General features: G+C 60.1%; 20 protein-coding genes. 6 read left to right on the forward strand and 14 right to left on the reverse strand.

The window, feature by feature from the left end; translation table 11 throughout:
* The first annotated feature begins 21 nt into the window (after nt 1–21).
* Nucleotides 22–1,482 carry a membrane-bound lytic murein transglycosylase MltF gene (gene mltF, locus AC07V4_RS23730; RefSeq protein ID WP_431752797.1) on the forward strand — a complete coding sequence of 487 codons (1,461 nt, stop codon included), beginning with the start codon at nt 22–24 and terminating at the stop codon, nt 1,480–1,482.
* A gap of 125 nt (nt 1,483–1,607) precedes the next feature.
* Here mltF and AC07V4_RS23735 read toward each other — a convergent pair whose 3' ends face one another.
* From AC07V4_RS23735 to treP, 5 genes are all read right to left on the reverse strand, one after another.
* On the reverse strand, nt 1,608–1,880 hold the full coding sequence (locus AC07V4_RS23735; RefSeq protein ID WP_492638317.1) for a PTS sugar transporter subunit IIB: 273 nt from the start codon (nt 1,878–1,880) through the stop codon (nt 1,608–1,610).
* 2 nt (nt 1,881–1,882) lie between these two features.
* A complete protein-coding gene (ptsP, locus tag AC07V4_RS23740; RefSeq protein WP_492638318.1) occupies nt 1,883–4,408 on the reverse strand; it encodes a phosphoenolpyruvate--protein phosphotransferase in 2,526 nt (841 codons plus the stop codon).
* Nucleotides 4,409–4,591: 183 nt separating this feature from the next.
* Complete coding sequence (locus AC07V4_RS23745) at nt 4,592–5,812, reverse strand: maltoporin (RefSeq protein ID WP_492638319.1); 1,221 nt, start codon at nt 5,810–5,812, stop codon at nt 4,592–4,594.
* Nucleotides 5,813–5,884: 72 nt separating this feature from the next.
* Nucleotides 5,885–7,531: an alpha,alpha-phosphotrehalase gene (gene treC / locus AC07V4_RS23750; protein ID WP_492638320.1), complete on the reverse strand. Its 1,647-nt coding sequence runs from the start codon at nt 7,529–7,531 to the stop codon at nt 5,885–5,887.
* 118 nt (nt 7,532–7,649) lie between these two features.
* Nucleotides 7,650–9,092 (reverse strand): PTS system trehalose-specific EIIBC component, encoded by a 1,443-nt coding sequence (gene treP / locus AC07V4_RS23755; protein WP_492638321.1) that lies wholly within the window; start codon nt 9,090–9,092, stop codon nt 7,650–7,652.
* 233 nt (nt 9,093–9,325) lie between these two features.
* Between treP and treR the strand changes: the two genes are divergently transcribed.
* Nucleotides 9,326–10,030 (forward strand): trehalose operon repressor, encoded by a 705-nt coding sequence (gene treR, locus AC07V4_RS23760; protein ID WP_492638322.1) that lies wholly within the window; start codon nt 9,326–9,328, stop codon nt 10,028–10,030.
* 203 nt (nt 10,031–10,233) lie between these two features.
* Here the strand turns inward: treR and guaA are convergent, their stop codons facing one another.
* The 4 genes from guaA to AC07V4_RS23780 all read right to left on the reverse strand — a co-directional run bounded on the left by guaA (nt 10,234) and on the right by AC07V4_RS23780 (nt 14,906).
* Nucleotides 10,234–11,811 carry a glutamine-hydrolyzing GMP synthase gene (guaA, locus tag AC07V4_RS23765; protein WP_431752650.1) on the reverse strand — a complete coding sequence of 526 codons (1,578 nt, stop codon included), beginning with the start codon at nt 11,809–11,811 and terminating at the stop codon, nt 10,234–10,236.
* 82 nt (nt 11,812–11,893) lie between these two features.
* A complete protein-coding gene (gene guaB / locus AC07V4_RS23770; protein ID WP_010207937.1) occupies nt 11,894–13,363 on the reverse strand; it encodes an IMP dehydrogenase in 1,470 nt (489 codons plus the stop codon).
* Between the two features lie 104 nt (nt 13,364–13,467).
* On the reverse strand, nt 13,468–14,016 hold the full coding sequence (locus tag AC07V4_RS23775; RefSeq protein WP_005791157.1) for a hypothetical protein: 549 nt from the start codon (nt 14,014–14,016) through the stop codon (nt 13,468–13,470).
* 122 nt (nt 14,017–14,138) lie between these two features.
* Nucleotides 14,139–14,906, reverse strand: a complete 768-nt coding sequence (locus AC07V4_RS23780) for a sulfite exporter TauE/SafE family protein (RefSeq protein ID WP_492638323.1) — start codon at nt 14,904–14,906, stop codon at nt 14,139–14,141.
* A 100-nt stretch (nt 14,907–15,006) separates the two neighbouring features.
* Between AC07V4_RS23780 and AC07V4_RS23785 the strand changes: the two genes are divergently transcribed.
* The 4 genes from AC07V4_RS23785 (at nt 15,007) to leuA (ending at nt 20,218) form a co-directional block, all read left to right on the forward strand.
* On the forward strand, nt 15,007–15,897 hold the full coding sequence (locus AC07V4_RS23785) for a LysR family transcriptional regulator (RefSeq protein WP_492638324.1): 891 nt from the start codon (nt 15,007–15,009) through the stop codon (nt 15,895–15,897).
* 10 nt (nt 15,898–15,907) lie between these two features.
* Nucleotides 15,908–17,287, forward strand: coding sequence for an exodeoxyribonuclease VII large subunit (gene xseA / locus AC07V4_RS23790; RefSeq protein ID WP_492638325.1), 1,380 nt, complete (start codon nt 15,908–15,910; stop codon nt 17,285–17,287).
* 3 nt (nt 17,288–17,290) lie between these two features.
* Nucleotides 17,291–18,112 (forward strand): peptidoglycan DD-metalloendopeptidase family protein, encoded by an 822-nt coding sequence (locus tag AC07V4_RS23795; RefSeq protein ID WP_492638326.1) that lies wholly within the window; start codon nt 17,291–17,293, stop codon nt 18,110–18,112.
* 426 nt (nt 18,113–18,538) lie between these two features.
* Nucleotides 18,539–20,218: a 2-isopropylmalate synthase gene (gene leuA / locus AC07V4_RS23800; RefSeq protein ID WP_492638327.1), complete on the forward strand. Its 1,680-nt coding sequence runs from the start codon at nt 18,539–18,541 to the stop codon at nt 20,216–20,218.
* Nucleotides 20,219–20,398: 180 nt separating this feature from the next.
* On the opposite strand, the gene AC07V4_RS23805 is transcribed toward leuA, so the two are convergent.
* The 5 genes from AC07V4_RS23805 to AC07V4_RS23825 form a co-directional block, all read right to left on the reverse strand.
* Complete coding sequence (locus AC07V4_RS23805) at nt 20,399–21,190, reverse strand: amidohydrolase (RefSeq protein WP_492638328.1); 792 nt, start codon at nt 21,188–21,190, stop codon at nt 20,399–20,401.
* A complete protein-coding gene (locus AC07V4_RS23810; protein WP_492638329.1) occupies nt 21,178–22,326 on the reverse strand; it encodes a pyridoxal phosphate-dependent aminotransferase in 1,149 nt (382 codons plus the stop codon). The genes AC07V4_RS23805 and AC07V4_RS23810 overlap by 13 nt, the downstream gene beginning before the upstream one ends.
* Before the next feature lie 115 nt (nt 22,327–22,441).
* Nucleotides 22,442–23,914 (reverse strand): ribosome biogenesis GTPase Der, encoded by a 1,473-nt coding sequence (gene der, locus AC07V4_RS23815; protein WP_492638330.1) that lies wholly within the window; start codon nt 23,912–23,914, stop codon nt 22,442–22,444.
* 134 nt (nt 23,915–24,048) lie between these two features.
* On the reverse strand, nt 24,049–25,200 hold the full coding sequence (gene bamB / locus AC07V4_RS23820; protein ID WP_431752325.1) for an outer membrane protein assembly factor BamB: 1,152 nt from the start codon (nt 25,198–25,200) through the stop codon (nt 24,049–24,051).
* Nucleotides 25,193–25,834 (reverse strand): YfgM family protein, encoded by a 642-nt coding sequence (locus AC07V4_RS23825; protein WP_492638331.1) that lies wholly within the window; start codon nt 25,832–25,834, stop codon nt 25,193–25,195. Before AC07V4_RS23825 ends, bamB begins: the two co-directional genes overlap by 8 nt.
* Nucleotides 25,835–25,857: the final 23 nt, after the last annotated feature.

Below are 25,857 nucleotides of genomic sequence, written 5' to 3' on the forward strand. Positions count from 1 at the left end.
CCGTTTGCGTATACTGCGCCAATGTTCTCCCCAACTGCTTTGCGCCAGCGATGCGCCAAATGGCTCTTCGTCACCGGTCTCTTCCTGCTGCTCAGCGCCTGTGTTGATAAACCCAGCACGCTCGAGCGAATCAAGGAGGATGGTGTATTGCGGGTGGTCACCCGAAACAGTCCGGCGACTTATTTCCAGGACCGCAACGGTGAAACCGGTTTCGAATATGAACTGGTCAAGCGCTTCGCCGACGAACTGGGCGTGAAGCTGGAGATCGAGACCGCCGACAACCTCGACGACCTGTTCGGCCAACTGGGCAAGCCCAACGGGCCGGTCCTCGCCGCCGCTGGCCTGGTCAGCAGTGAGCAGCGTCAGCAGCAGGTGCGCTTCTCCCATCCTTATCTCGAAGTGACCCCGCAGATCATCTACCGCAACGGCCAGTCGCGCCCCACCAACGCGGCGGATCTGGTCGGCAAGAAGATCATGGTGCTCAAGGGCAGCACCCACGCCGAACAACTGGCCGAGCTTAAAAAGCAGAACCCTGCGATTGAATATGAAGAGTCCGACGCCGTTGAAGTCGTCGACCTGCTGCGCATGGTGGACGAGGGCCAGATCGACCTGACCCTGGTGGACTCCAACGAAGTGGCGATGAACCAGGTGTACTTCCCCAACGTGCGCGTGGCGTTCGATCTCGGCAATGCCAGCAACCAGAGCTGGGCCGTGGCCCCGGGTGATGACAACAGCCTGCTCAACGAGATCAACAGCTACCTCGACAAAGTCGAGAAGAACGGCACCCTGCAACGCCTGAAAGACCGCTACTACGGGCATGTCGATGTACTCGGCTATGTCGGCGCCTACACCTTCGCGCAACACTTGCAGCAGCGCCTGCCCAAATACGAAAAACACTTCCGTACCTACGCCAAGGAAGAAAAAGTCGACTGGCGACTGTTGGCGGCCATCGGCTACCAGGAATCCCTGTGGCAACCGGCCGTCACCTCCAAGACCGGCGTGCGCGGCCTGATGATGCTGACCCAGAACACCGCCCAGGCCATGGGCGTGTCCAACCGCCTGGACGCCAAGCAAAGCATCATGGGCGGCGCCAAGTACCTGGCGAAAATCAAAGATGAATTGGACGACAGCATCGCCGAGCCCGATCGCACCTGGTTCGCCCTCGCCGCCTACAACGTCGGTACTGGCCACCTGGAAGACGCGCGCACCCTGGCCAAGCGCGAGGGCCTGAACCCGAACAAGTGGCTGGATGTAAAGAAGATGCTGCCACGCCTGTCGCAGAAGCAGTGGTACAGCAAGACCCGCTACGGCTATGCCCGGGGCGGCGAGCCGGTACACTTTGTGGCGAACATCCGGCGTTACTACGACATCCTCACCTGGGTAACCCAACCGCAGTTGGAGGGCAACCAGGTGGTCGAGGGCAACTTGCATGTGCCGGGCATCGACAAGACCAAGCCGCCGGAAGAAACCCCACAGCTCTAACAAACACCACAAAACCAATGTGTGAGGGGGCTTGCCCCCGATTGCAGTGTATCTGTCTGCTTATCTGTAGCTGACCCACCGCTATCGGGGGCAAGCCCCCTCCCACATTTAGATCTCCAACTGGCTTAGAGGCCGGTTAGCAGATGGACCACGCCGCCTGACAACACCATCACTCCCGGCACTCCAGCCGCCTTTAGGGCTGTGGCATCCAACCGCCCCGCATCCAGCAGTTGCACCCTCACCCGCGTCAGCGCCACACGCTGTTGCGACTTGAGGTTATCCGCGCCGCCGAGCCCACTCAGCACCTCGGGCGACAACAACCCCGGCGCCGCTACGTTCTCGGCAATCAAATCCGGCGTCAACGCTTTCCAAAACGCTCGCTGCAATTTCTCGAACATGCTCAATGCTCCACGACAGGTGAGGTTTCAACAGTAGCGGCGTGATACAGGCGCAGCGCCTCGCGCACCTGGACGGCCTCTTCCAGGCCCAGTACCTGACGGGCGATGAGTTGGCAGTCAGCCAGGTTCAACTCGCGCACGGTGGCCTTGATGGTCGGGATCAACGGCACACTGACCGACAACTCATCCACCCCCAGCCCGATCAACACCGGCACCGCCAGCGCCTCGGACGCCAATGCGCCGCATACGCCGACCCACTTGCCATGGGCATGGGCGGCCTTGACCGTGGTGGCGATCAAACGCAGCACGGCCGGGTGAAAGCTGTCGGCCTGGCTGGCCAAACGTGGATGGTCGCGGTCCATGGCCAGGGTGTATTGGGTCAGGTCATTGGTGCCGACGGAAAAGAAATCCACATGCGGGGCAAACACATCGGCCATCAAGGCGGCAGACGGCACCTCGATCATGATGCCCAGTTTCGGCAACTCGGTGAGCCCGAGCGCCAGAGCTTCCTCTTGAAGAATCGTGCGGGCCAAGTGCAGCTCCGAAAGCAGGCTGACCATCGGCAACATGATGTGCAGTCGCGCGAAACCTGCGCTGGCGAGAATCGCGCGAAACTGCTCGCGCAGCAGCTCAGGACGCTCCAGGCACAGCCGAATGCCACGCAAACCAAGAAACGGATTGGTCTCACTGTCCATCGGCACATAGGCCAACGGTTTGTCGCCACCGACGTCCAGGGTGCGCACCACCAAATTGCGCTCGGCGCCCAAGGCTCGGGCGATGGCGGTATAGGTGCCTGCTTGTTCTTCCGGGCTCGGTGCGCGGTTGCGGTCCAGGTAGAGAAACTCCGAGCGCAGCAGGCCCACGCCTTCACCGCCGAGGGCCAGGGCTTGCTCCACCTCCTGCAATGAGGCGACGTTGGCCGTGACTTCGACGTGATGACCGTCGCAGGTGGTGGCCGGCAAAGCCGCCTGCGCCACGTCACACTGACGCTTCTGCACCTGCTGTTTGCGCGCGGCTTCCAATTGCTCGATCTCGACCAGGTTCGGCTCCAGGTGCAACTCGCCCTTATCGGCATCGAGCAATACCTGCTTGCCGTTATCCAACGCCAATACCTGCACCGGCACGCCGCAGATGGCGGGCAGGCCCAACGCACGCGCGAGGATCGCAACATGGCTGGTCGCACCACCGCCGACGGTGACAAAGCCCAGCACCTTGCGTGTGTCCAGGCTGGCGGTTTGCGATGGGGTCAGTTGTTCGGCGATCAGGATCGCGCGCTCGGGCAAATCCCAGACGCTGTCCTGAATGCCGAGGATCAGCTTCAGCGCGCGCTGGCCGACATCGGCCAGGTCCGCCGCCCGCTCGGCGAGCAATACGCTGCCCAGCCCCTGGAACAGCTTGCTGGTCGCGACCGTGGCACTATTCCAGGCAAAGGCGGCGCTCTTGCCCTTCGCCAATGATCCATGGGCTTGCTCCAACAATGTCGGGTCCTCGAGCAATTCCTGATGGGCACGGAAAATCTCGGCCTGGGCACTACCCGACGCGTTGTCTTGCAATGTTTGCAGGGCTTCGCTTGCCGCCCGCAGCCCACGCTCCAAGGCTGCACGCTCGAGCGTCTCGCCGGCGCCCTTTTCAGTGATCGTCAATTCAGGCTCGGCCACCTGAACCACCTGGCCAAATGCTGAACCCGGTGACGCACACACGCCTCGCAGCAATGTCGGTGACGACGCAGGCACCACCGGCTCAATCACCTCGACTGGCGCCACTACCGCCTCACCACAACCTTCATTCAATAGCACCACTAGCGCCTTGATCGCCGCCTCTGCATCCTCACCCGCCGCACTCACCTGCAAGGTATCGCCTTGTACGGTTTGTAGCGCCATGATCGCCACCAGCGACTTGGCGTTGGCGCTCTGGGTTTGCTTATGCAGATAGATGCTCGCCTTGAATCCCTTGGCCGCCTGGGCCAATACCGCCGCAGGGCGGGCGTGCAGGCCGTTGGCATTGGGCAAGGTCAGCGGCTTGGAGAACAGTGCATCGCCCTCCTCCTCGGCGGTTTGTTCAGGACTATCGCCGGGAGAAACCCGCAACACTGGCTGCCCCGTTTCCACCAGGCCATGGGCCAGCAGTGTGAACGGCTCACCACTGACCACCAACATCAGGGTCAGCAAACTCCGTGCATTGAGCGCCACATAGTCGGCATCGAACTCAATCAACGGTTGCCCGGCCTCCACCCGCTGGCCTTCCTCGACCAGCCGGGTGAAACCCTGGCCCGCCAGGTTCACGGTGTCCAGGCCGATATGCATCAGCACCTGAACACCGTTGTCGTCGGTCACGCTGACGGCATGCCCACTGTCCTGGATATTGCTGATCACCCCGGCCAAGGGTGCGCAAAGGGTCTGCGAGGTCGGATCGATGCACAGGCCATCGCCGATCAGGCGGCTGGCGAACACCGGGTCAGGCACCTGATCCAGCGCCAGCAGCACCCCGGACAGGGGCGCCAGCAGTTCCAGGGGTTGAGTTGTGGTCATGACTTCACCTGCTGTTTTGTTCTTTAAAAATCATTGGTCGGATGCAAATACTTGGGTAAGCAACACCCCCTGTGGGAGCTGGCTTGCCTGCGATTGCATCACCTCGGTCTTGCTGAGAGACCGAGTCGCATGCATCGCAGGCAAGCCAGCTCCCACATAAAGGGGGTTTACATAAGGGGCCGGTTATTTCCACCAGTATTCGACTTGCACACCCACATTCGAGCCATGCCGCGCCGTGCCGTAGGCGCCGGTGTCGGACAACGCCGAACCCGCCGCCAGCTCATTCGCCGCCCGCTTGGCCGCTTCGTTCCAACTGGCATAGGTGTAGTACAAACGCACCTCTGGCCGTGCCCAGAATTCCGGGCCTTTAGGTGACCACGTCGGGGCGAAGGTAAATTTGCTCAGCTTGCGCGTCCCACCTGTGGCTTCGACCTGATCATGTCCAAGTTCGGTGACCAGTTTGAATTGCTCGCTGATCGCATACGCCGGGCGCACGCCGATGGACATCCACGTCTGGTCCGTTGAGCCTGGACGAATATCTTTCTGGTACACCGCTTCGATCTGCCCGCCGAAACGCGGGGTCACCTGCCAGTCGAAAAACTCCACCGCACGGTAGCTTTTGCTGCTCTTGTCCAGCGTGGTATCGCCGGTGTAACCGAGGCCGGTGCCCGGACCTTCACCGTACTGCAAAGAGAATTTGTTCTTGCCACCGAGGAAAGGCTTTTGCACATGTTGCGCGGTGATCGCCCAGCCGCTGTTGGCATCACGCCCGCCAGCTTTGTCGATGTAGCTCAAGCCCAACTCCAACTCGCCGCCGGGGTTGGTCTTGAAGCCCGCCACGTTGAAGTCATGACGAGTGGCGTATTCCTTCTGGTACAGGTTGTCCTTGCGCGAAATGGCGTAGCTGTATTTGAGGTCGCCGATCAACACGTCCTCGACACCACCGCCCGTGGCGCTCTGGTTCCAGTAGTAGAAGTCGGAAATATGGATGTCGTTACGCTTGTAGTAACGTCTCCCCGCCCACAGCGAGCCGCCATTGAGGCTGGGCAAGTTGGACCATTGCGCATACATCTGCGGCATCCGCGCCGAGCCGTTGTCTTCGCCCTGGAATTTCAGGGCACGGTCGTATTGGTTGTAGAGGGACGCCATGGCATCGACGCTAAGGACCGAGCCGTCATCAAGGGTGAGTAAGTCCTGGCGTAACTCAAGCTCGGCGTACTGTTCACATTCGTTGCCCAATCGATACTTGGATTGAGCCCCCGGCAACTGGAAGCACTGCTGTTTGCCACTCCCCGTTGAAGTACCTGCGCCGCTGCGTAAGTAACCTGCGAACTCCAAGGCTTGCACAGCAAACGGAGCGGTGAGGCACGACGCAATGAGGCCCAGCTTTATTGTTGTTTTCATGAAGCACTCCACTCTTTTTATTATGTTGTTTTGACGCCCCCCCGCGCTCCCACACAGGGGTTACAACGGGTCTCAATCCTTGAGGTGCAGCACAAACGACTCATAAGGGCGCAGCACCACCGTGCTCGAACGCAATGGACAGTCGGGATAGTTGCTGATCAGCAGGCGTTGCTCGTTCGCGGTGCCGAGAACGCTTGGCGGCAATTGGATTTCGCAGGGTTGGCCGTAGAAGTTATTGATCACCAACAAGCGTTCGCCATGGCCTTCACGCAGGTACGCCCAGACCTGACGATGGCCTTGCAGCAGTTCGCGGTAGACGCCCGCCTGGATCAACGGCTCGTGGCGACGCAAGGCAATCAATGCGCGGTAGTGATGCAGCACCGAATCCGGGTCATCCATCTGGCACTCGACGTTGATCTGCGCCGCGTTGGCCGGGATGCCGATCCACGGTTCGCCCGTGCTGAAACCCGCATTGGCTTGGGTGTTCCACTGCATCGGTGTGCGGCTGTTGTCGCGGGACTTCTGCATGATCGCCGCCATGCTCGATGCCTCGGATTCACCGGCATCACGCTTGAGACGGAAGATGTTCAGGGTCTCCACGTCGCGGTACTGCGAGATGCTGTCGAAACCCGGATTGGTCATGCCCAGCTCTTCACCCTGGTACACGTAGGGTGTGCCCTGGAGGAAGTGCAACGCGGTGCCGAGCATCTTGGCCGACACCACACGGTGTTCGCCGTCATCACCAAAACGCGAGACCACCCGTGGCTGGTCGTGGTTACACCAGAACAACGCGTTCCAACCACCACCGGCCTGCATGCCCAGTTGCCAGTCGGAGAAGATCTGCTTGAGTTGCAGGAAATCGAAGTCCGCCTTCACCCACTTCTGCATATTCGGGTAATCGACTTTCAGGTGGTGAAAGTTGAAGGTCATCGACAGCTCTTTCGACTCTGGCCGCGAGTAACGGATGCAGTGTTCGAGGCTAGTGGATGACATCTCGCCGACGTTGATCAGGTCATGCCCCTCGAAGACTTCGCGGTGCATTTCCTGCAGGTATTCGTGCACGTTCGGGCCGTCGGTATAGAAGCGCCGGCCGTCAGTGTTGTCTTCGGGAAAATCGGCCGGTTTGGAGATCAGGTTGATCACGTCCAGGCGGAAGCCGCCCACGCCCTTGTCGCGCCAGAAGCGCATCAGTTTGAACACCTCGGCGCGTACCTTGGGGTTGTCCCAATTGAGGTCGGCCTGGGTGTGGTCGAACAGGTGCAGGAAGTACTGGCCAGTTTGTGCCTCGTATTCCCAGGCCGAACCACCGAACTTGGACTCCCAGTTGTTCGGCTGGTCGCGCCAGATGTAGAAGTCGCGGTACGGGTTATCGAGGCTGCTGCGCGCCTGCTGGAACCACGCGTGCTCGATGGAGGTGTGGTTGACCACAATGTCGAGCATCAGCTTGATGCCGCGCTTGGCCGCTTCGCTGATCAGCAGGTCGCAGTCGGCCATGGTCCCGTAGCTGGGGTCGATGGCGTAGTAATCGCTGATGTCGTAACCGTTGTCGCGCTGAGGTGAGCGCAGGAACGGCGTGATCCACAGGCAGTCCACACCCAGCCATTTGAGGTAGTCGAGTTTGCCCACGATGCCCAGCAGGTCACCGGTGGCGTTACCCGCGTGGCTGTGGAAGCTTTTGGGGTAGATCTGGTAGATCACCGAGTGTTGCCAGTCTTGCATGGTGGACTCCTTCAGTAGAGTTTTGTGCTGGCCTCTGGGGCCTCATCGGGGGCAAGCCCCCTCCCACATGGGAATGCATTTCAAATATGGGAGCCGGCTTGCCTGCGAAGGCGGTGGCTCAGGCGACGCGATAACCCGGCCGAACAATCTTCATGCTCAACGCACAGGTCAAAACAAACGGCACCACCATCGCCACGATCATCCCGATCACGAAACTGGGGATGTACTGCGGAATGATCGAGATAAATCCCGGCAAGCCACCGACGCCAATCGCCGACGCCTGTACCTTGTTCAGCGACAGGAAAATACCGCCCAACGCCGAGCCCAGCAGCGCGGCATAAAACGGGAACTTGAAGCGCAGGTTCACGCCGAACATCGCCGGTTCCGTGATGCCGAAGTACGCGGAAATCGCTGAGGTGGAAGCCATGCTTTTGTCCCGCGCATTGCGGGTCATGTAGAACACGCCGAGCGCGGCGCTGCCTTGGGCCAGGTTGGACATCACGATCATCGGCCAGATAAAGGTGCCGCCCTGGGTGGCGATCAATTGCAGGTCCACGGCGAGGAACATGTGGTGCATGCCGGTGATTACCAGCGGCGCATACAGCAGGCCGAAAATCGCTCCACCGACCATCGGCGCCAGGTCAAACAGGGTGACCACGCCTTCGGTGATCAGGATGCCGAGGTGACGGGTCACCGGGCCGATGATGGCCAGGGCCAGCACGCCGGTGACGACGATGGTGGTGATCGGTACGACGAGCAGTTGAATCGCATTGGGTACTCGCGCCCGCAGCCACTTCTCGATCACGCTCATCACATAGGCAGCCATCAGGATCGGCAGGATCTGCCCCTGGTAGCCGACTTTTTCGATCTTGAACCAGCCGAAAATATCGAAGTACGGCAAGCTCTGGCCGTCCAGGCCGGCGACCGCCTTGCCGTAGTTCCAGGCATTGAGCAGGTCCGGGTGCACCAGCATCAGGCCGAGCACGATGCCGAGGATCTCACTGCCGCCAAACCGCTTGGCCGCCGACCAGCCCACCAGCGCCGGCAGGAACACAAACGAAGTGTTGGCCATCAGGTTGATCAGGCTCCACAGGCCATCCAGGTTCGGATACGCCTCCAGCAGTGTCTTGCCCTCGATGAACATGCCCTTGGCGCCCATCAGGTTGTTCACGCCCATCAGCAGGCCAGCGATGATCAACGCCGGCAGGATCGGCATGAACACATCGGAAAACACCCGTACCAGGCGCTGCATGGCATTGGTTTTGTCGGCGCCCTTCTGCTTCACGTCGGCAATGGTAGACACCGCAAGGCCAGTGGCTTCGCGCAAGGCCGCGTAGACCTTTTCCACTTCGCCCGGGCCAATCACGATTTGAAACAGGCCACCGGTAAAGAACGAGCCCTTGACCAGATCGACCTGGTTCAACGCACTGTTGTTGACCCGGCTCGGGTCCTTGAGCGCCAGGCGCAGGCGGGTCACACAGTGGGCAGCTTGTTCAAGGTTGTCGCTGCCCCCGAGGTTCTCGAGAATCTCGCGGGCAATCGTCGAATAGTCGTGGCTCATGCTTGGTTTCCACTTTGGTTTTTTTATTTAGGGGCAGTCATTGGCAGCACGCCGAGGGCAAAACTACTCGTACAGACGAGTTAAAGCAACAACTCGTCTGTACGAGTTACAAATTGTTTATTTTTCTGAGTATTGAGTCAGACATTTCTGTTCTTACACCGGCACCCAATGGACAAACCCCATGGCTGCCACTAAGGTTCCTGCCTGAACAAGCCGGGCACAGAGCCATCCCCATGAGCAAATACAACCAGATCTATACGGATCTGCTTGCCAGCATCACCACTGAACGCCTGCAACGCGGCACGCGCCTCCCCTCCGAAACAGAACTGATGGACGCCTACCAAGCTAGCCGTGGCACCGTGCGCCGCGCGATCGAACAGCTGCAGGAGCGTGGGTTCGCGCAAAAAATCCACGGCAAGGGGACCTTCGTGCTGTCACCCAACCCGATTGAATTCCAATTGGGAGGCATCGTCAGCTTCCACGAAACCCACGCCGACCTGGGCGATGACGTCCGCACCGAAGTGGTCGAGTTCACCCAATTCCCGCTGGAGGGTTCGCTGCTGCAACACATCGAAGCCGAACCTGGCACCCTGATCACCCGCATCAAACGGGTACGGCGCATCGGTGGCAAACGGGTGATCCTCGATATCAACCATTTCGTTGCCGAGGTGATTCCCGGCCTGGACCGCTCGATCGCCGAACAGTCGATCTACGCGTTCATTGAACAGACCTTGCAACTGCAAATTGCATACGCCCAACGCACCATCGAAGCCCTGCCGCGTGGCAAGGACGACCAGACACACCTGGACCTCGAAGGTCAGAGCCATGTGATCGTGGTGAGCAACCAGACGTTTTTGCAGGATGGACGGCAGTTCGAGTACACCGAGTCGCGGCATACGTTGGATAAGTTTTATTTTTCGGATATTGCGCGACGGTGAGACCTCACACATAACCCAATGTGGGAGCGGGCTTGCCCGCGATGCAGGCGCCTGGGTATCAAGTCATACCGAGGTGATGCCATCGCAGGCAAGCCAGCTCCCACATTTGATTGATGGTGTTTGACTCACCGCGTACCAGAAACACAAAACCCCGGCAAAAAGACCGGGGTTTTGTTATTCAGCACTCACCTGCTACCGCAGGATCACTCCCACTCAATCGTCGCTGGCGGCTTGCTCGACACGTCATAAGTAACGCGCGAAATACCTTCGATCTCATTGATGATACGGCCGCTGACAGTCTCCAGCAGTTCGTACGGCAGGTGTGCCCAACGGGCGGTCATGAAGTCGATGGTTTCCACCGCACGCAGGGCCACGACCCATGCGTAACGACGACCATCGCCAACCACGCCAACGGATTTCACCGGCTGGAACACCACGAACGCCTGGCTGACTTTGTGGTACCAATCGGCTTTGCGCAGTTCTTCGATGAAGATGTGGTCGGCGCGACGCAGCAGGTCGGCGTATTCCTTCTTCACTTCACCGAGGATACGCACGCCCAGGCCCGGGCCTGGGAATGGGTGGCGGTAGACCATGTCGTACGGCAGGCCCAGTTCCAAGCCCAGACGGCGGACTTCGTCCTTGAACAGTTCGCGCAGCGGTTCTACCAGCTTGAGGTTCATTTCATCCGGCAGGCCACCCACGTTGTGGTGGGACTTGATCACGTGGGCCTTGCCGCTCTTGGCGCCAGCCGACTCGATCACGTCAGGGTAAATAGTGCCCTGGGCGAGGAACTTGATGTTGTCCAGTTTGTTGGACTGGGCATCGAATACGTCGATGAAGGTGCGACCGATGATCTTGCGCTTCTTCTCCGGGTCGGACTCGCCGGCCAGGTTGTTCAAGAACTGATCTTCGGCATTGGCGCGGATCACCTTGACGCCCATGTTCTCGGCGAACATGGCCATCACTTGCTCACCTTCGTGCAGGCGCAGCAGGCCGTTGTCGACGAAGACGCAGGTCAGTTGGTCGCCGATGGCTTTGTGCAACAGAGCCGCTACCACGGAGGAGTCAACGCCGCCGGACAGGCCGAGCAGCACGTTGTCGGTGCCGACCTGGGCTCGAACCTGGGCGATGGCGTCTTCAGCGATCTTCGACGGGGTCCACAGGGCTTCACACTCGCAGATGTCGAGGATGAAACGCGACAGGATGCGGCCGCCTTGCTTGGTGTGGGTCACTTCCGGGTGGAACTGCACGCCGTAGTAACGACGCTCATCGCTGAACATGCCGGCGATCGGGCAGCTCGGGGTGCTGGCCAGGATGTGGAAGTCTTCCGGCATCTTGGTGACCTTGTCACCGTGGCTCATCCATACGTCGAGGCCGAACAGGCCATCAGCGTCGATGTGATCTTCGATGCCGTCCAGCAGGCGGCTCTTGCCGACCACGTCGACACGGGCATAACCGAATTCACGCAGTTCGGAACCTTCGACCTTGCCGCCCAGTTGCTCGGCCATGGTCTGCATGCCGTAGCAGATACCGAAGACGGGCACGCCCAGGTCGAATACGGCTTGCGGGCAACGCGGGCTGTTGGCTTCGTGCACGGACTCGGGGCCACCGGCGAGGATGACGCCTTTGGGGGCGAATTCGCGGATCGCTTCGTCGTCCATGTCGAACGGATGCAGTTCGCAGTACACGCCGATTTCACGCACGCGGCGGGCGATCAGTTGGGTGTACTGGGAACCGAAGTCGAGGATCAGGATGCGGTGGGCGTGAATGTCGAGGGCCATGAAGTCAGTCTCGTCTAGTGAATCAGAAACAACTCGGGGCTGAATAAAACAGCCCCGGTTACTTAACGTTTTGCAGAAAGCATCAACCTACGCGGTAGTTTGGCGCTTCCTTGGTGATCTGCACGTCGTGGACATGGGACTCAGCCATGCCGGCGCCGGTGATCCGTACGAACTCTGGCTTGGTGCGCATTTCTTCGATGTCGGCGCTGCCGGTGTAGCCCATCGAGGAACGCAGGCCGCCCATCAGTTGATGGATGATCGCGCTCAGGGTGCCCTTATACGGCACACGACCTTCGATGCCTTCCGGGACGAGCTTCTCGGCGCCTGCCGAGGAGTCCTGGAAGTAACGGTCGGAAGAACCTTGCGCCTGGGACATGGCGCCCAGCGAACCCATGCCGCGGTAAGCCTTGTACGAACGGCCCTGGAACAGTTCGATCTCGCCCGGCGCTTCTTCGGTACCGGCGAACATCGAGCCCATCATCACGCAGGAAGCACCGGCCACGATGGCCTTGGACAGGTCACCGGAGAAACGGATACCGCCGTCGGCGATCAACGGAACGCCAGTGCCTTCAAGGGCAGCGGCGACGTTGGCGATGGCACTGATTTGCGGTACGCCGACACCGGCAACGATACGGGTGGTGCAGATCGAGCCCGGGCCGATACCGACCTTGACTGCGTCCGCGCCCGCTTCGGCCAGGGCCTTGGCGGCAGCGCCGGTGGCAATGTTGCCGCCGATCACCTGCACTTCAGGGAAATTCTGTTTGACCCAACGAACGCGGTCGATCACGCCTTTGGAGTGACCGTGGGCAGTGTCGACCACCACCACGTCAACACCGGCGGCTACCAGGGCCGAAACGCGGTCGCCGGTGTCTTTACCGGTACCGACAGCGGCGCCAACACGCAGACGACCTTGGTCATCCTTGCTGGCCAGCGGGTAAGCCTTGGCTTTTTCGATGTCGTTAACGGTCATCATGCCTTTGAGGGCAAATTTGTCGTCGACGATCAGCACGCGCTCGATGCGGTGCTTGTGCAGCAGTTCACGCACATCGTTCTTGTCGGCGCCTTCCTTGACAGTGACCAGACGCTCTTTCGGCGTCATCACTTCGCGAACGGTGACTTCAAGACGGTTCTCGAAACGCACGTCACGGGAAGTGACGATGCCGACCAGGTCGCCATCGTGCAGCACCGGAACGCCGGAGATGTTGTGCAGGCGGGTCAGGTCGAACAGGTCACGCACGGTGGCGTCGGCTTCGATGGTGATCGGATCTTTCACCACACCGGCTTCGTAACGCTTGACCTTGCGCACTTCGGCAGCTTGCTGCTCGATGGTCATGTTCTTGTGGATGATGCCAATGCCGCCTTCCTGAGCCATGGCGATGGCCAGACGGGCTTCAGTGACGGTGTCCATGGCAGCGGAAACCAGAGGAATATTCAGCTCGATGCCACGGGTTAGGCGGGTCTTGAGACTGACTTCGTTAGGAAGCACCTCGGAATAACCGGGCACTAGGAGAATGTCGTCGAATGTCAGAGCTTCTTGGCTGATACGCAGCATCGCGGGGGCTCCCGAGCGGGAAAATGGAAGCGCGCCATTATATACATGCACCCTGCCAGGCTCAATGTAAAACTCTGACAAACTTGGTAATACTGATAGATGGATTAAAGCTCGACCTTGACCCAACTCATCTTCTGGTCCAGCCAGTCGGCAAATTCGTCGATGAAGCTCTGCTTGAACCCCGCCTCCGCCCAGTTGTTGAAGATGAATCCCAGGTTGGAAAACCCGCATTCCTGCAGGAACAGAAACCCGTTGATGTCATCTTCATGCCCACACAACGGGCAGGTGAAGTTGTCGGTGTGGCCGGGCATCCAGTCTTCCAGGCTTTCGAACAGCGCCTCGCCGACTTCTTTAAGGCACTCCGGGCATCCGGCTTCTTCGAGAAAACCTTTGGCCGGCGTATAGATGCAACGCTTGTAGATGATCTCCAGGCCGTTGACCGGTTCGTTGAACGGCAGCGCCTCAGGATGCAACACAACAGCGCGGGCGCCGTCAGCCAGGGCGTAGCCCATGCGGTTGCCAGTGCGCCCGCAGGTGGTGAGTTCTTCCTTGATGATGTTCTTGCGCACCAGCCAGCGCACGATCGCCCGGGCGCGGGGTTCGTGGACGGGCAAGGTGGAGATTTTCGGGACAAGGATGCTTTGGGAGTTCATGGGAGTCCTGCGGTGTGGCGTCTGACGCCATCGCGGGCAAGCCCGGCTCCCAGAGTGTGGGAGCCGGGCTTGCCCGCGATGAGGCCCTGAAGGCTGGCAGCTTAATCCCTGAAGAAATGAGGTCAAGTGCTCAAGTAACGCCCAATCAACGCAATCCCACTGGCCAGCACCAGCCAGGTCACCAATCTTACAAACGCCTCTCGGGACATGCGCATAGTCAGCCTGCGCCCACACCACAACCCCAGGGCCATCGCCGGCAATAGACACAGCGCCAGCATCAGCAGCGGTAAGTCAGCATACACCCCGGCGATCAGGAACAGGCTCAGGCGCACCACCGTGCTGCAACTGATCAGCGCACTTTGCGTGGCACGCGCCGCGTCCTTGGGCAGACGGCTGTTCAGATAGATCGCATACAAAAAACCACCACTGCCGAACAATGCGCCGAACAAACCACCGACGGTGCCCATGGGAATCGACCAGCCCGCCGCCAGCTGGGCGGGCCGTGCCTTCACTGCCAAGCTGTAGACCGCATAGGCGCTGATAAACAGCCCCATCAACAGCAGCAACAGATCCGAATGCAGGTTGAGCAAAAACACCACGCCGAGCGTGCAACCAACAGCCATGCACGGAAGCAAGCGCAACAACTCCGGCTTGTTCACCTCGCGTCGTGATTGCAACAGATTGCCGAAGGCGGCAACGAAATCCAGCAACACCAGCAGTGGAATGATCTTCGACAGTGGCATAAACACAATCAGGATCGGCCCCGCCACCAACGCCGTACCAAAGCCGGCAATGCCGAACACGATATAGGCCACGCCCACGCCCAGGCCGATCACCAGCCAGTCCACACCGCCAAACGACCACTGACTCATCAGCTCAACCGGGCTCATGGGCTTATTCCTTTAAAGAGATGACCATCACTTTAGCCATCGACGAGGGATGCGACTAATATCTTCAAAGCCCTCCACCCATCTCGAAAAGGCATGACGCGTGATTTCCACCCGCCAACTGCGCTACTTCGTCGAAATCGCCGACAGCGGCAGCTTCAGCGCTGCCGCCGAACGTTTGTTCGTGGCGCAATCAGCCTTGAGCCGAAAGATCAAGGAGCTGGAAAACCAACTGCAAACGCCGCTATTCGAACGTACCGCACGCCAGCCCCGCCTCACCGCTGCGGGAGAAGCTTTCTACCCACGGGCGCGTAACCTGTTGAGTGAATTACTCAAGGCCAGCGAGATGGCGACACAAGTGGGTCATGGTCAACTCGGCACCCTACGTCTGAGCCACTCGAGCACCGTGCCGATGAGCGGGCCGTTGCTGCAAGGCATCAGTACCTGGTTGGAGCGCTGCCCCGGCGTATCGATGGATATCGTCAAACTCTCCTCTGAAGCGCAACTGGAGGAAATCGCCGACGGTCGCCTGGACGTCGGCCTGTTGCGCCTGCCGGTGCTGCGCCAACGTGAAGGCGTGCGCGTGGAGCCTTTATATAGTGAGCAACTGTTGCTCGCGGTGCCGCCGCTTCATCCGCTGGCGAACAGCAATACTCCGATAGAACTGGAACAACTCAAGGACGAAGCGTTTATCTCGATCCCTCATCCTCAGCGTGGCGGCCTGAGTTATCTGTCGGCCGAGTTGTGCATGCGCGCGGGATTTTTTCCCAAGTCGGCACGGGTGATGTCGCGCAAGACCACCCAACTGCAGCTGATCCAGGCCGGTTTCGGTATTGCCTTGTTACCAAAATCCATGCAGGACATTGCACCGGCCAACCTGCACTTTTTGCCCTTGGCCGACCCCGACTGCCTCAGTACCGTGGCTCTGGTCTGCGCGCAGACACCCAGCGCGCTGGTGGAGCAATTCTGCCAAACCTTGCACGAATGCCTATAAACTGCCGCCCATGATTAAAGATCCTTTTGCCCGCCTGGGCCTGGACCGCGAAGTCCTGACTGTCAGCCAGCTCAACGGCCGTGCGCGGGTGTTGCTGGAAGACGTATTCACCAATATCTGGGTCGAAGGCGAGATCTCCAACCTCGCCCGTCCGGCCTCTGGCCATGTGTACTTCACCCTCAAGGACAGCGGCGCCCAGGTGCGTTGCGCGCTGTTTCGCAACAATGCGGCGCGGGTGCGCCAGGCGTTGAAGGATGGCCTGGCAGTGAAAGTGCGCGGCAAGGTCTCGCTGTTCGAGGGCCGTGGTGACTACCAACTGATTCTCGACACCGTGGAGCCCGCCGGCGACGGCGCACTGCGCCTGGCCTTCGATGCACTGAAGGAAAAGCTCAGCGCCGAAGGCCTGTTCAGTGCCGAGCGCAAGGTACCGCTGCCGGCGCATCCTCGGCGCATTGGCATCATCAGTTCGCCGACCGGCGCGGTGATCCGCGACATCATCAGCGTGTTCCGCCGCCGGGCGCCGAACGTTGAACTGACACTGATCCCCACGGCCGTGCAAGGCCGTGAAGCGATCACGCAGATTGTACGAGCGTTGAAACTGGCGGATGCGCGTGGGTTTGACGCGCTGATCCTGGCCCGTGGCGGCGGTTCGCTGGAAGACCTCTGGTGCTTCAACGAAGAGGCCGTGGCCCGTGCGGTGGATGCCTGCGTCACGCCCATCGTCAGCGCCGTCGGGCATGAGACCGATGTGTCCATCAGCGACTTCGTCGCCGACGTCCGCGCGCCTACCCCATCCGCTGCGGCCGAATTGCTCGCACCAGACGCGAGCCATCTGGTGCGTCAGGTTGAAAACCTGCACCGCCGCCTGGTGATGCTGATGCGCAACCGCCTGAGCCACGACCGTCTGCGCCTGGAAGGCATGGCCCGCCGCCTGCGTCATCCCGGCGAGCGTCTGCGCCAGCAGGCACAGCGTCTGGACGACCTGGACATGCGACTGCGCCGCGCCTTCGAACGCAGCCTCAATACCCGACGCGAACGCCTGATCCGCCTGGAAACCCGCCTCGCCGGCCAGCACCCCGGCCGTCAGTTGGCCCTGTTGCGCCAACGCCTGGACAGCCTCGCCGAACGCCTGCCCCGCGCGATGCGCGAAGGGCTCAAGGCGCGCCGCCTGCAACTGCAAAGCCAGGTGCAGACGTTGCACGTGGTCAGCCCGCTGGCAACCCTCGGTCGTGGCTACAGCATCCTGCTGGATGAGCGCGGTCAGGCGATTCGCAACGCCGCACAAACCCACACCGGCCAGCGCCTGACCGCGCGCCTGGGTGAGGGTCAATTGCAGGTACGGGTGGAAGACAATCACCTGACCCCCGTCACCCTTTCGCTATTGGATTGATTGATGCCACGTTTACTCAGCTTGTTGATGCTCGTTTGCCTGACCTTCAATGCTCACGCCGACAGCTACATCACACGTCTTCTGAACAAGCCTGTGCCCGGTGGCGTCGCGGTCATCGACCTGGGAACTTCCGCCACGGCCCCCAAGGCCACCTACCTGAACAGGCCGGTGCTGGTGGTCAAGGAACAGAACAACTGGCTGGCCATTGTCGGGATTCCGTTGACGGTCAAACCCGGCACCGAACGCATCACCAACGGCACCAAGAGCCTGCCGTTTGTGGTGGGTTTCAAGAAATATCCCGAGCAGCACATCACCCTCAAGAACAAAAGCCAGGTGAACCCGGACCCGGCGCAGCTAAAACGCATCGAGGGCGAACTGGCGGTGCAGCTCAAGGCCTACCGTAGTTTCAGTCCGAACACGCCGAGCAACCTGCTGCTGGACAAGCCGGTCAACGGGCCGCTGTCGAGCAAGTTCGGCGTCCGCCGCTTCTTTAACGGTGAAGAGCGCAACCCGCACTCGGGCCTGGACTTCGCCGTTGGCGCCGGCACGCCGATCAAAACCCCGGCGGCGGGTAAAGTGATCCTGACCGGTAACTACTTCTTCAACGGCAATACCGTGTTCGTCGACCACGGACAGGGCTTTATCAGCATGTTCTGCCATATGTCGAAGATCGATGTGAAGGTGGGTGATCAACTGGCGCGCGGCGCCGTGGTCGGCAAGGTCGGCTCCACAGGCCGTGCGACCGGGCCGCATATGCATTGGAACATCAGCCTCAACGATGCGCGGGTGGACCCGGCGATCTTTATCGGCGCGTTCCAACCCTGATATGAAGCGTGAGGCTACTGGCCTCATCGCGGGCAAGCCCGACTCCCACAGGTGAACGCTATCCCTTGTGGTAGCCGGGCTTGCCCGCGATGGCGCCAGGTCTGCCAACACAATTGCGCGCTCAACAAAGGCATCGCAATTAAAATCAACTCTTAGCCAGATAAACGCAATAAAATCCCGCCCACCTGTCAGACAGCAGAACTTCTCTCAATTTTTCTCGACTGCTTGCCATCTTTCACCTCGGCGGTTAGGGTTGAGCTTATGAAAACCTCTCACACCCTCATTCAGCTCCGCCAGCACCGCAGCCTGTGCCTCGTCAGCGCACGACTGCCAGGCTGAATCGATCTGCCTCGTCCCCGGTTTTATCCCTAATAAACGCTTTCTGGCAGGCCGCCTCTTCTCGGCCCTACAACAAGGATTCTTCTGATGAGCATGCTCAAAGACCCGTCTTCCAAGTACCGCGCGTTCCCGACCATCGACATCCCGGACCGCACCTGGCCGTCGAAGACCATCACCACCGCGCCGATCTGGTGCAGCTCCGACCTGCGTGATGGCAACCAGTCGCTGATCGAGCCAATGGACGCGGTGAAAAAGCTGCGTTTCTGGAAGACCCTGGTCGCCGTTGGCGTGAAGGAAATCGAAGCCTCCTTCCCAGCGGCATCGCAAACCGACTTCGACTTCGTGCGCACCCTGATCGAAGACAACCACATTCCCGAGGACACCACCATTCAGGTGCTGACCCAGGGCCGTGAAGACCTGATCGCACGTACCTTCGAGTCCCTGCGCGGCGCTAAAAAAGCCATCGTGCACTTGTACAACGCCACCTCGCCGTCGTTCCGTCGCATTGTGTTCAACCAGGACAAGGACGGCATCAAGGCCATCGCGGTCAACGCGGCCAAGCTGTTCGTCAAATACGCCGCCCAGCAGCCGGAAACCCAGTGGACCTTCGAGTACTCCCCGGAGACCTTCAGCGCCACTGAACTGGAGTTCGCCAAGGAAGTGTGCGACGCGGTGATCGAGGTGTGGAACCCGACGCCTGAGCACAAGATGATCCTCAACCTGCCTGCCACCGTTGAATGCGCCACGCCGAACATCTATGCCGACCAGATCGAGTGGTTCGGTCGCCATATCAATCGTCGTGACAGCGTGATCATCAGCCTGCACACCCACAATGACCGTGGGACTGGCGTGGCCGCCACCGAACTGGGCCTGATGGCCGGCGCAGACCGTGTCGAAGGCTGCCTGTTTGGTAACGGCGAGCGTACCGGTAACGTCGACCTCGTCACCGTGGCACTGAACATGTACACCCAGGGCCTGGACCCGCAGTTGGACTTCTCCGACATCGACGGCGTACGCAAAGTTGTCGAGGAGTGCAACCAGATCCAGGTTCACCCACGTCACCCGTACGTTGGCGACCTGGTGCACACCGCGTTCTCCGGTTCTCACCAAGATGCGATCCGCAAGGGTTTCGCCCAGCAGAAAGACGATGCCCTGTGGGAAGTGCCGTACTTGCCGATCGACCCGGCCGACATCGGCCGCAGCTACGAGGCGGTGATTCGTGTGAACAGCCAGTCGGGCAAAGGCGGTATCGCCTACCTGCTGGAGCAGGAGTACGACATCAGCCTGCCGCGTCGCATGCAGATCGAATTCAGCCAGGTGGTACAGACCGAAACCGACCGCGTGGGCCTGGAGATGACCGCACCACAGATCTACGCCTTGCTGCAGCGTGAATACCTGCAAGCCAACACCCCATACGCGCTGGTCAGCCATCGCCTGCAGGAAGAGAACGGCAACAGCTTTGTCGAGGTAGAAGTCTCGGGCAAGGGCCAGGGCGAAACCAACCTGCACTGGAAAGGCAAAGGCAACGGCGCGCTGGAAGCGCTGGTGGCGGGCCTGCCGATTGGTGTGGAGATCATGGACTACAACGAACATGCGATCGGTGCAGGCACTAACGCTAAAGCGGCAGCCTACATTGAGCTGCGTGTGAACGGTGAGCGTCCAGTGCATGGCGTGGGTATTGATGAAAACATCACCACGGCCAGCTTCAAGGCACTGTTCAGTGCGCTGAACCGCTCGCTGAGCCAGTTGGAAGCTAAAGCGGCGTAATCCGCAGCGGTCATACAAAAGGCCTCTGGATGGGAATCCAGGGGCCTTTTTGTTGGGCTGTAAATTTATGCTGTTGGTAATGGCCTCATCGCGGGCAAGCCCGCTCCCACATTTGGAATGCGCTCCCCTGTGGGAGCCGGGCTTGCCCGCGATGGCTATGTTCCAGGCGAAAAATACCTGTCAGACAAACTGGAAGCTGTCGGCATCCAGATTCGCCGGAAACCTGGTGCGATAGGCCGCCAGCTCCGCCGCATCCAGACTCACCTGGAACACCCCATCAGCCTCCCCTGCACTCAATAAGGCTTCACCCTGGAAGTCCAGCACCTGGCTATCGCCGGTGTAGGCAAAGCCCTTGCCGTCTGTACCGACCCGATTCACCGCCGCCACATAGCACAGGTTCTCGATGGCTCGGGCCGGCAGCAGGCGATTCCAATGCAGACGACGGGCACCCGGCCAATTAGCGGTGTACAACAACAGGTCGGTGTCCTGGGCATCGCGGCTCCACACCGGGAAGCGCAGGTCGTAGCAAATCAGCGGGCGAATGCGCCACCCCTTCAACTCGAACTGCACCTGCCGTTCACCCGGCGTGTAGTGGTCGTGCTCGCCGGCCATGCGGAACAGATGGCGCTTGTCATAATGCAACACCTCGCCATCCGGCCGCGCCCACAGCAGGCGGTTGCGATGGCTGCCGTCGGCGGCCTGGATGATCACACTGCCGGTGATCACCGAGCTGTACTTCGCAGCCTGGGCCTGCAGCCAAAGGTGAGTGGGACCGTGCTCTGGCTCGGCCAGGGTGGACGACTCCATGGAGAAACCGGTGGTGAACATCTCCGGTAATACGATCAGGTCAGCGCCTTTGGCCTGCTCCAGCAGCAGTTCGAAGTGTTCGAGATTGGCCTGACGGTCGTGCCAGGTCAGGCTGGTCTGGACCAGAGCGATATTCAGGTTGGGCAATGTACTCAGATCACGCATAGCTTTTCGGCCGCTTGTTGCAGCGTCTCCTCGCGTTTGGCAAAGCACAGGCGCACCAGGCGCTGGCCTTGGGGTGGTTGCTGGTAGAACACCGAGACCGGGATGGTCGCCACACCCTGCTCGCGGGTCATCCACAGTGACATGGCAACGTCATCCAGGTCCGGGCGGATCTGCGAGTAATCCACCAATTGAAAGTATGTGCCGGTCACCCGGGTGAAGTTGAACCGCGACGGTGCCAGCAAGTCGCAGAACAGATCACGCTTGGCCTGGTAGAAGGCAGGCAGTTCGTCGACGTGCTCCGGGTGTTCGGCCATGAAGTCGGCCAAAGCATACTGCAACGGGGTCACGCCACAGAAGTTGACATATTGATGCACCTTGCGCAGTTCGCCCGTCAGGGCCGGTGGCGCGACCACGTAACCGGTTTTCCAGCCGGTGACGTGGTAGGTCTTGCCGAAGGAACTGACCACGAACGCCCGCTGGTACAACTCTTCATGGGCCAACACGCTGACATGACGCACCCCGTCAAACACCAGGTGCTCGTAAACCTCATCGCTGACCAGATAAATATCGCGGTCGCGGATCAGTTCAGCCAACTGGTCCAGTTCGGCACGGCTGATCAGCGCGCCAGTGGGGTTGTGTGGGGTGTTCAGGATAATCATGCGCGTACGCAGTGAGAGCGCGGCCTTGATCTTGTCGAAATCCAGTGCGAAGCCTTGCAGGCTCAACTGCACGTGCACACAACGACCACCGGCCAACTCAACGGAGGGTTCGTAGCTGTCGTAGCTGGGATCAAACACGATGACTTCATCACCGCTGCGAATCACCGCCTGAATCGCGCAGAAGATCGCCGCGGTTGCACCGGGCGTGATGGTGACTTCGCTGTCCGGGTTGACCCTGGCGCCATAGCTGCGGGCGATCTTGGCCGCCACTTGCTGACGCAGGGCCGGCAGGCCGGTCATCGGGGAATATTGGTTATGGCCACTGGCAACGTGTTTGCCCACGGCATCGAGCAAGCCTTGTGGACCATTGAAGTCGGGAAAGCCTTGGGACAGATTCAGCGCGCCGGTTTCGGCAGCGAGTTGCGACATGGTGGTGAAAATGGTCGTGCCGACATTCGGCAGCTTGCTGGTGATCATCGAAAGGCCCCTGCAGGTGAGCCCCAAGTTTTAAGCTGCCGACTGCATCGGGTCAAGGCACAAACCGTCGCGCACAAAAAAGGGCTCATCAAGAGCCCTTTTTGCGAGGTCGGTATCAGCGCTTGTCGCGGCGCTTCTTGTCGACCTTCTTGTGGTGAGTCATCAAACGACGCTTCTTGTTCACCTGACGATCCGTCAGCGTGTTCTTGTTGCCTTCGTATGGGTTATCGCCACCTTTGAACTCGATGCGGATCGGCGTACCCACCAGCTTCAAGACACGACGGTAGGTGTTTTCCAGGTAACGCACATAGGACTTCGGCACCTTCTCGATCTGGTTACCGTGGATCACGATAATCGGCGGGTTGGCACCACCCAAGTGGGCGTAACGCAGTTTGATCCGGCGGTTGTTGACCATCGGCGGCGCGTGCTCGCCAACGGCATCTTCCAGGATCTGAGTGAGGCGGTTGGTCGGCCAGCGGGTGACCGCGGACTTGAACGAGTTCTGGACGGAGGCGTAGAGGTTGCCCACGCCAGTGCCGTGCAGGGCCGAGATAAAGTGGATATCGGCGAACTCGACGAAGAACAGGCGACGCTGCAGCTCGATCTTGACGAAATCGCGCTCGCTTGGCGTCATGCCGTCCCACTTGTTGATCGCGATCACCAGTGCCCGACCGGCCTCCAGGGCAAAGCCCAGCAGGTTGAGGTCGTGATCCACCACGCCTTCGCGGGCATCCATCACAAAGATCACCACGTTGGCGTCTTTGATCGCTTGCAGGGTTTTCACCACGGAGAACTTTTCAACTTCCTCGTGGATCTTGCCGCGCTTGCGCACACCCGCGGTGTCGATCAGCGTGTACTTTTCCTCGTTACGTTCGAACGGGATGTAGATGCTGTCGCGGGTGGTGCCGGGTTGGTCGTACACGATAACCCGGTCTTCACCGAGCATGCGGTTGACCAGCGTCGACTTGCCAACGTTAGGGCGGCCGATGATGGCGATCTTGATACCGTCTTTTTCGCTCGGGCCAGGAATGCGCTTGGCTTCCTCACCTTCGGCGACGATCTCTTCTTCGCCTTCCTCTTCTTCCTCGGCGTTATCCTTCGGGAAGCTGCTCAGGGCAATTTCCAGCATCTGGCTGATGCCGCGACCGTGGGCACCGGCGATCGGAATCGCATCACCCAGGCCCATCGGGCTGAACTCGGCACGGGCCAGTTCAGGGTCGATGTTGTCGATCTTGTTGGCGACCACGTAGGAACGCTTGTTGCGCTTGCGCAGGTGCTCGCCAATCATCTGGTCGGCAGCGGTGTAGCCCGCACGGGCGTCCACCAGGAACAACACGACGTCGGCTTCTTCAATGGCCAGCAGCGACTGCTCGGCCATTTTTTCGTCCATGCCATGCTCGTCACCGGAGATACCACCGGTGTCGACAATAATGTAGGAGCGCCCTTGCCACTTTGCCTCACCGTATTGGCGATCACGGGTCAGACCGGACAAGTCGCCGACGATGGCGTCGCGAGTCCTGGTCAGGCGGTTGAACAAGGTGGACTTGCCGACGTTAGGTCGGCCCACCAGGGCGATTACGGGAACCATGCGGCTCTCCACTTCGTTATTTCAGAAAATACAAAAGCCGCTGCAAGGCAGCGGCTGGTGCTCGGGGCAGCATATTTAAATGCCGCATGCCCCGCCGAAGCGGGGCCGCCTGGGTTTTACCCCAAGCATAGTTCTTACTTGATGGTCAGGGCTTCCAGCTTGCCGCTGTTGCCAAACACATAAAGCATGTTACCCACGACCAGCGGACGAACACGCAGGCCGTCGCTGTCGATACGTTCGCGGCCGACAAAACGACCGTCCACCTGACTCAGCAGATGCAGGTAGCCTTCGAAGTCGCCAACGGCTACGTAGCTGGAGAACACTTCCGGGGCCGACAGTTGACGACGAGCCAGGGAGTCGTTGCTCCACAACGCAGTGGTGGAACGCTCGTCGACACTTTCAACGGTGCCAGACGCCAGGCTTACGTAGACGCTGCCAAACCCTTGAGCGACACCGGCATAGCTGGAAGCATCACGCTGCCAGTTGATACGGCCGCTTTGCAGGTCCAGCGCAGCAACGCGCCCTTGGTAGGTAGCCACATAGATGGTCTCGCCGGACAGCAGCAAGCCGCCGTCGATGTCCACCACGCGATCCAACTCGGAACGACCTTGCGGGATCGCCACGCGGGTTTCCCAGGCCGGCACGCCGTTCTGGGTATCCAGGGCCACCACTTTACCGGTGGACAGGCCCGCAACGGCCAGGTTGTTGGTCACAATCGGACCACTGGTACCGCGCAGGGTCAACACCGCCGGGGTGCTGTCGTACAACCAGCGCTGGTTGCCGGTGGCGGCATCCAGACCGATTACACGGTCATCCTGGGTCTGCACCACGACGATATCGCCGTTGGTAGCCGGTGCGGAGAGCACTTCACTGGTCACGCGAGCGCGCCATTTCTCTTCACCGGTGCTGGAGTCCAAGGCAATCACTTCGCCTTTGAGCGTGCCCAGCATCACCATTCCGTAACCCACGCCGACAGCGCCGGATACTGGCAGGTCTAGGTCCTTCTTCCACTTGACGTCGCCGTTCATGCGGTCCATGGAGACCACGACACCGGTGGAGTCAGCGGCCACAATGTTGTCGCCGTCGATTGCCGGCTGCAACAGGTTGTAGAGGTCGCCTTGACCATCACCGATGGAGCGGCTCCACTGCTTTTGCAGGACCACTTCTTCCTTGAAGCTGGTCAGCTCGGCCGGAGGCAATTCTTTTTTGCTGTTGCTGCTGCAACCCGCGGCCAGAACGGCCAGAGCCAGCAATGCTGCATGTTTCCAACGGATCACGTCACGCATCCCCTTTGGCCAAGTCGTCCAGCTTGATTTGTAAGCCACCGACCGCCGCTTCATCAGACAGCGCCGCCTTGGCTTTTTGGTACGCAGCATGGGCTTCGTCGGTACGACCCAATTGGACCAACAGGTCGCCCTTGAGCTCTTCGCGAGTGGCCACAAATGCCTTGTCAGCATCGCCGTCGAGCAGTTTGAGTGCTTCGTCAGCCTTGTTCTGCGCCGCCAATACCTGTGCCAGGCGCTGACGTGCGATTTCACCCAGGGTCGGGTTGGTCGGTTTGTCGGCGATGGCCTTAAGCTCAGTGGCTGCATCATCCAGCTTGCCGGTGTCGACCGCGACTTTCGCGACGAACAGGCTACCGTATTGGGCGTAGGTGCTACCGCCGAATTCGTTTTTCAGCTTGCCGGCCAAGTCGGCAACCTGCGCAGGGTCAGGCTTGCCATCCGGGCTCAGCGTGGTTTCCAGCAATTGCTGATAGAGGATCGAGGCGCCCTGGGACTGGTTGGCCTGATACTTGTGCCAGGCTTGCCAGCCGAACACCACCACTAAAGCCAGCAGGCCGCCAGTGACCAGGGGCTTGCCGTTACGCTGCCACCAGTCCTTGAACTCGGCCAGTTGCTCATCATCAGTACTCGACACCCCAATACTCCTTAATCGCTAAA

The organism is Pseudomonas sp. GW821-FHT03A09, from assembly GCF_059421065.1.

Excerpts from the sequence above, each read along its gene's own strand:
- mltF (WP_431752797.1), top strand. The coding sequence starts at position 22 with ATGTTCTCCCCAACTGCTTTGCGCCAGCGATGCGCCAAATGGCTCTTC.
- AC07V4_RS23780 (WP_492638323.1), bottom strand. The coding sequence starts at position 14,906 with ATGAGCCCGGTTGAGCTGATGAGTCAGTGGTCGTTTGGCGGTGTGGAC.
- AC07V4_RS23735 (WP_492638317.1), bottom strand. The coding sequence starts at position 1,880 with ATGTTCGAGAAATTGCAGCGAGCGTTTTGGAAAGCGTTGACGCCGGAT.
- treC (WP_492638320.1), bottom strand. The coding sequence starts at position 7,531 with ATGCAAGACTGGCAACACTCGGTGATCTACCAGATCTACCCCAAAAGC.
- AC07V4_RS23795 (WP_492638326.1), top strand. The coding sequence starts at position 17,291 with ATGCCACGTTTACTCAGCTTGTTGATGCTCGTTTGCCTGACCTTCAAT.
- AC07V4_RS23775 (WP_005791157.1), bottom strand. The coding sequence starts at position 14,016 with ATGAACTCCCAAAGCATCCTTGTCCCGAAAATCTCCACCTTGCCCGTC.
- ptsP (WP_492638318.1), bottom strand. The coding sequence starts at position 4,408 with ATGACCACAACTCAACCCCTGGAACTGCTGGCGCCCCTGTCCGGGGTG.
- AC07V4_RS23810 (WP_492638329.1), bottom strand. The coding sequence starts at position 22,326 with ATGATCACCAGCAAGCTGCCGAATGTCGGCACGACCATTTTCACCACC.
- AC07V4_RS23745 (WP_492638319.1), bottom strand. The coding sequence starts at position 5,812 with ATGAAAACAACAATAAAGCTGGGCCTCATTGCGTCGTGCCTCACCGCT.
- bamB (WP_431752325.1), bottom strand. The coding sequence starts at position 25,200 with ATGCGTGACGTGATCCGTTGGAAACATGCAGCATTGCTGGCTCTGGCC.
- xseA (WP_492638325.1), top strand. The coding sequence starts at position 15,908 with ATGATTAAAGATCCTTTTGCCCGCCTGGGCCTGGACCGCGAAGTCCTG.
- der (WP_492638330.1), bottom strand. The coding sequence starts at position 23,914 with ATGGTTCCCGTAATCGCCCTGGTGGGCCGACCTAACGTCGGCAAGTCC.
- leuA (WP_492638327.1), top strand. The coding sequence starts at position 18,539 with ATGAGCATGCTCAAAGACCCGTCTTCCAAGTACCGCGCGTTCCCGACC.
- treP (WP_492638321.1), bottom strand. The coding sequence starts at position 9,092 with ATGAGCCACGACTATTCGACGATTGCCCGCGAGATTCTCGAGAACCTC.
- guaA (WP_431752650.1), bottom strand. The coding sequence starts at position 11,811 with ATGGCCCTCGACATTCACGCCCACCGCATCCTGATCCTCGACTTCGGT.
- AC07V4_RS23805 (WP_492638328.1), bottom strand. The coding sequence starts at position 21,190 with ATGCGTGATCTGAGTACATTGCCCAACCTGAATATCGCTCTGGTCCAG.
- treR (WP_492638322.1), top strand. The coding sequence starts at position 9,326 with ATGAGCAAATACAACCAGATCTATACGGATCTGCTTGCCAGCATCACC.
- guaB (WP_010207937.1), bottom strand. The coding sequence starts at position 13,363 with ATGCTGCGTATCAGCCAAGAAGCTCTGACATTCGACGACATTCTCCTA.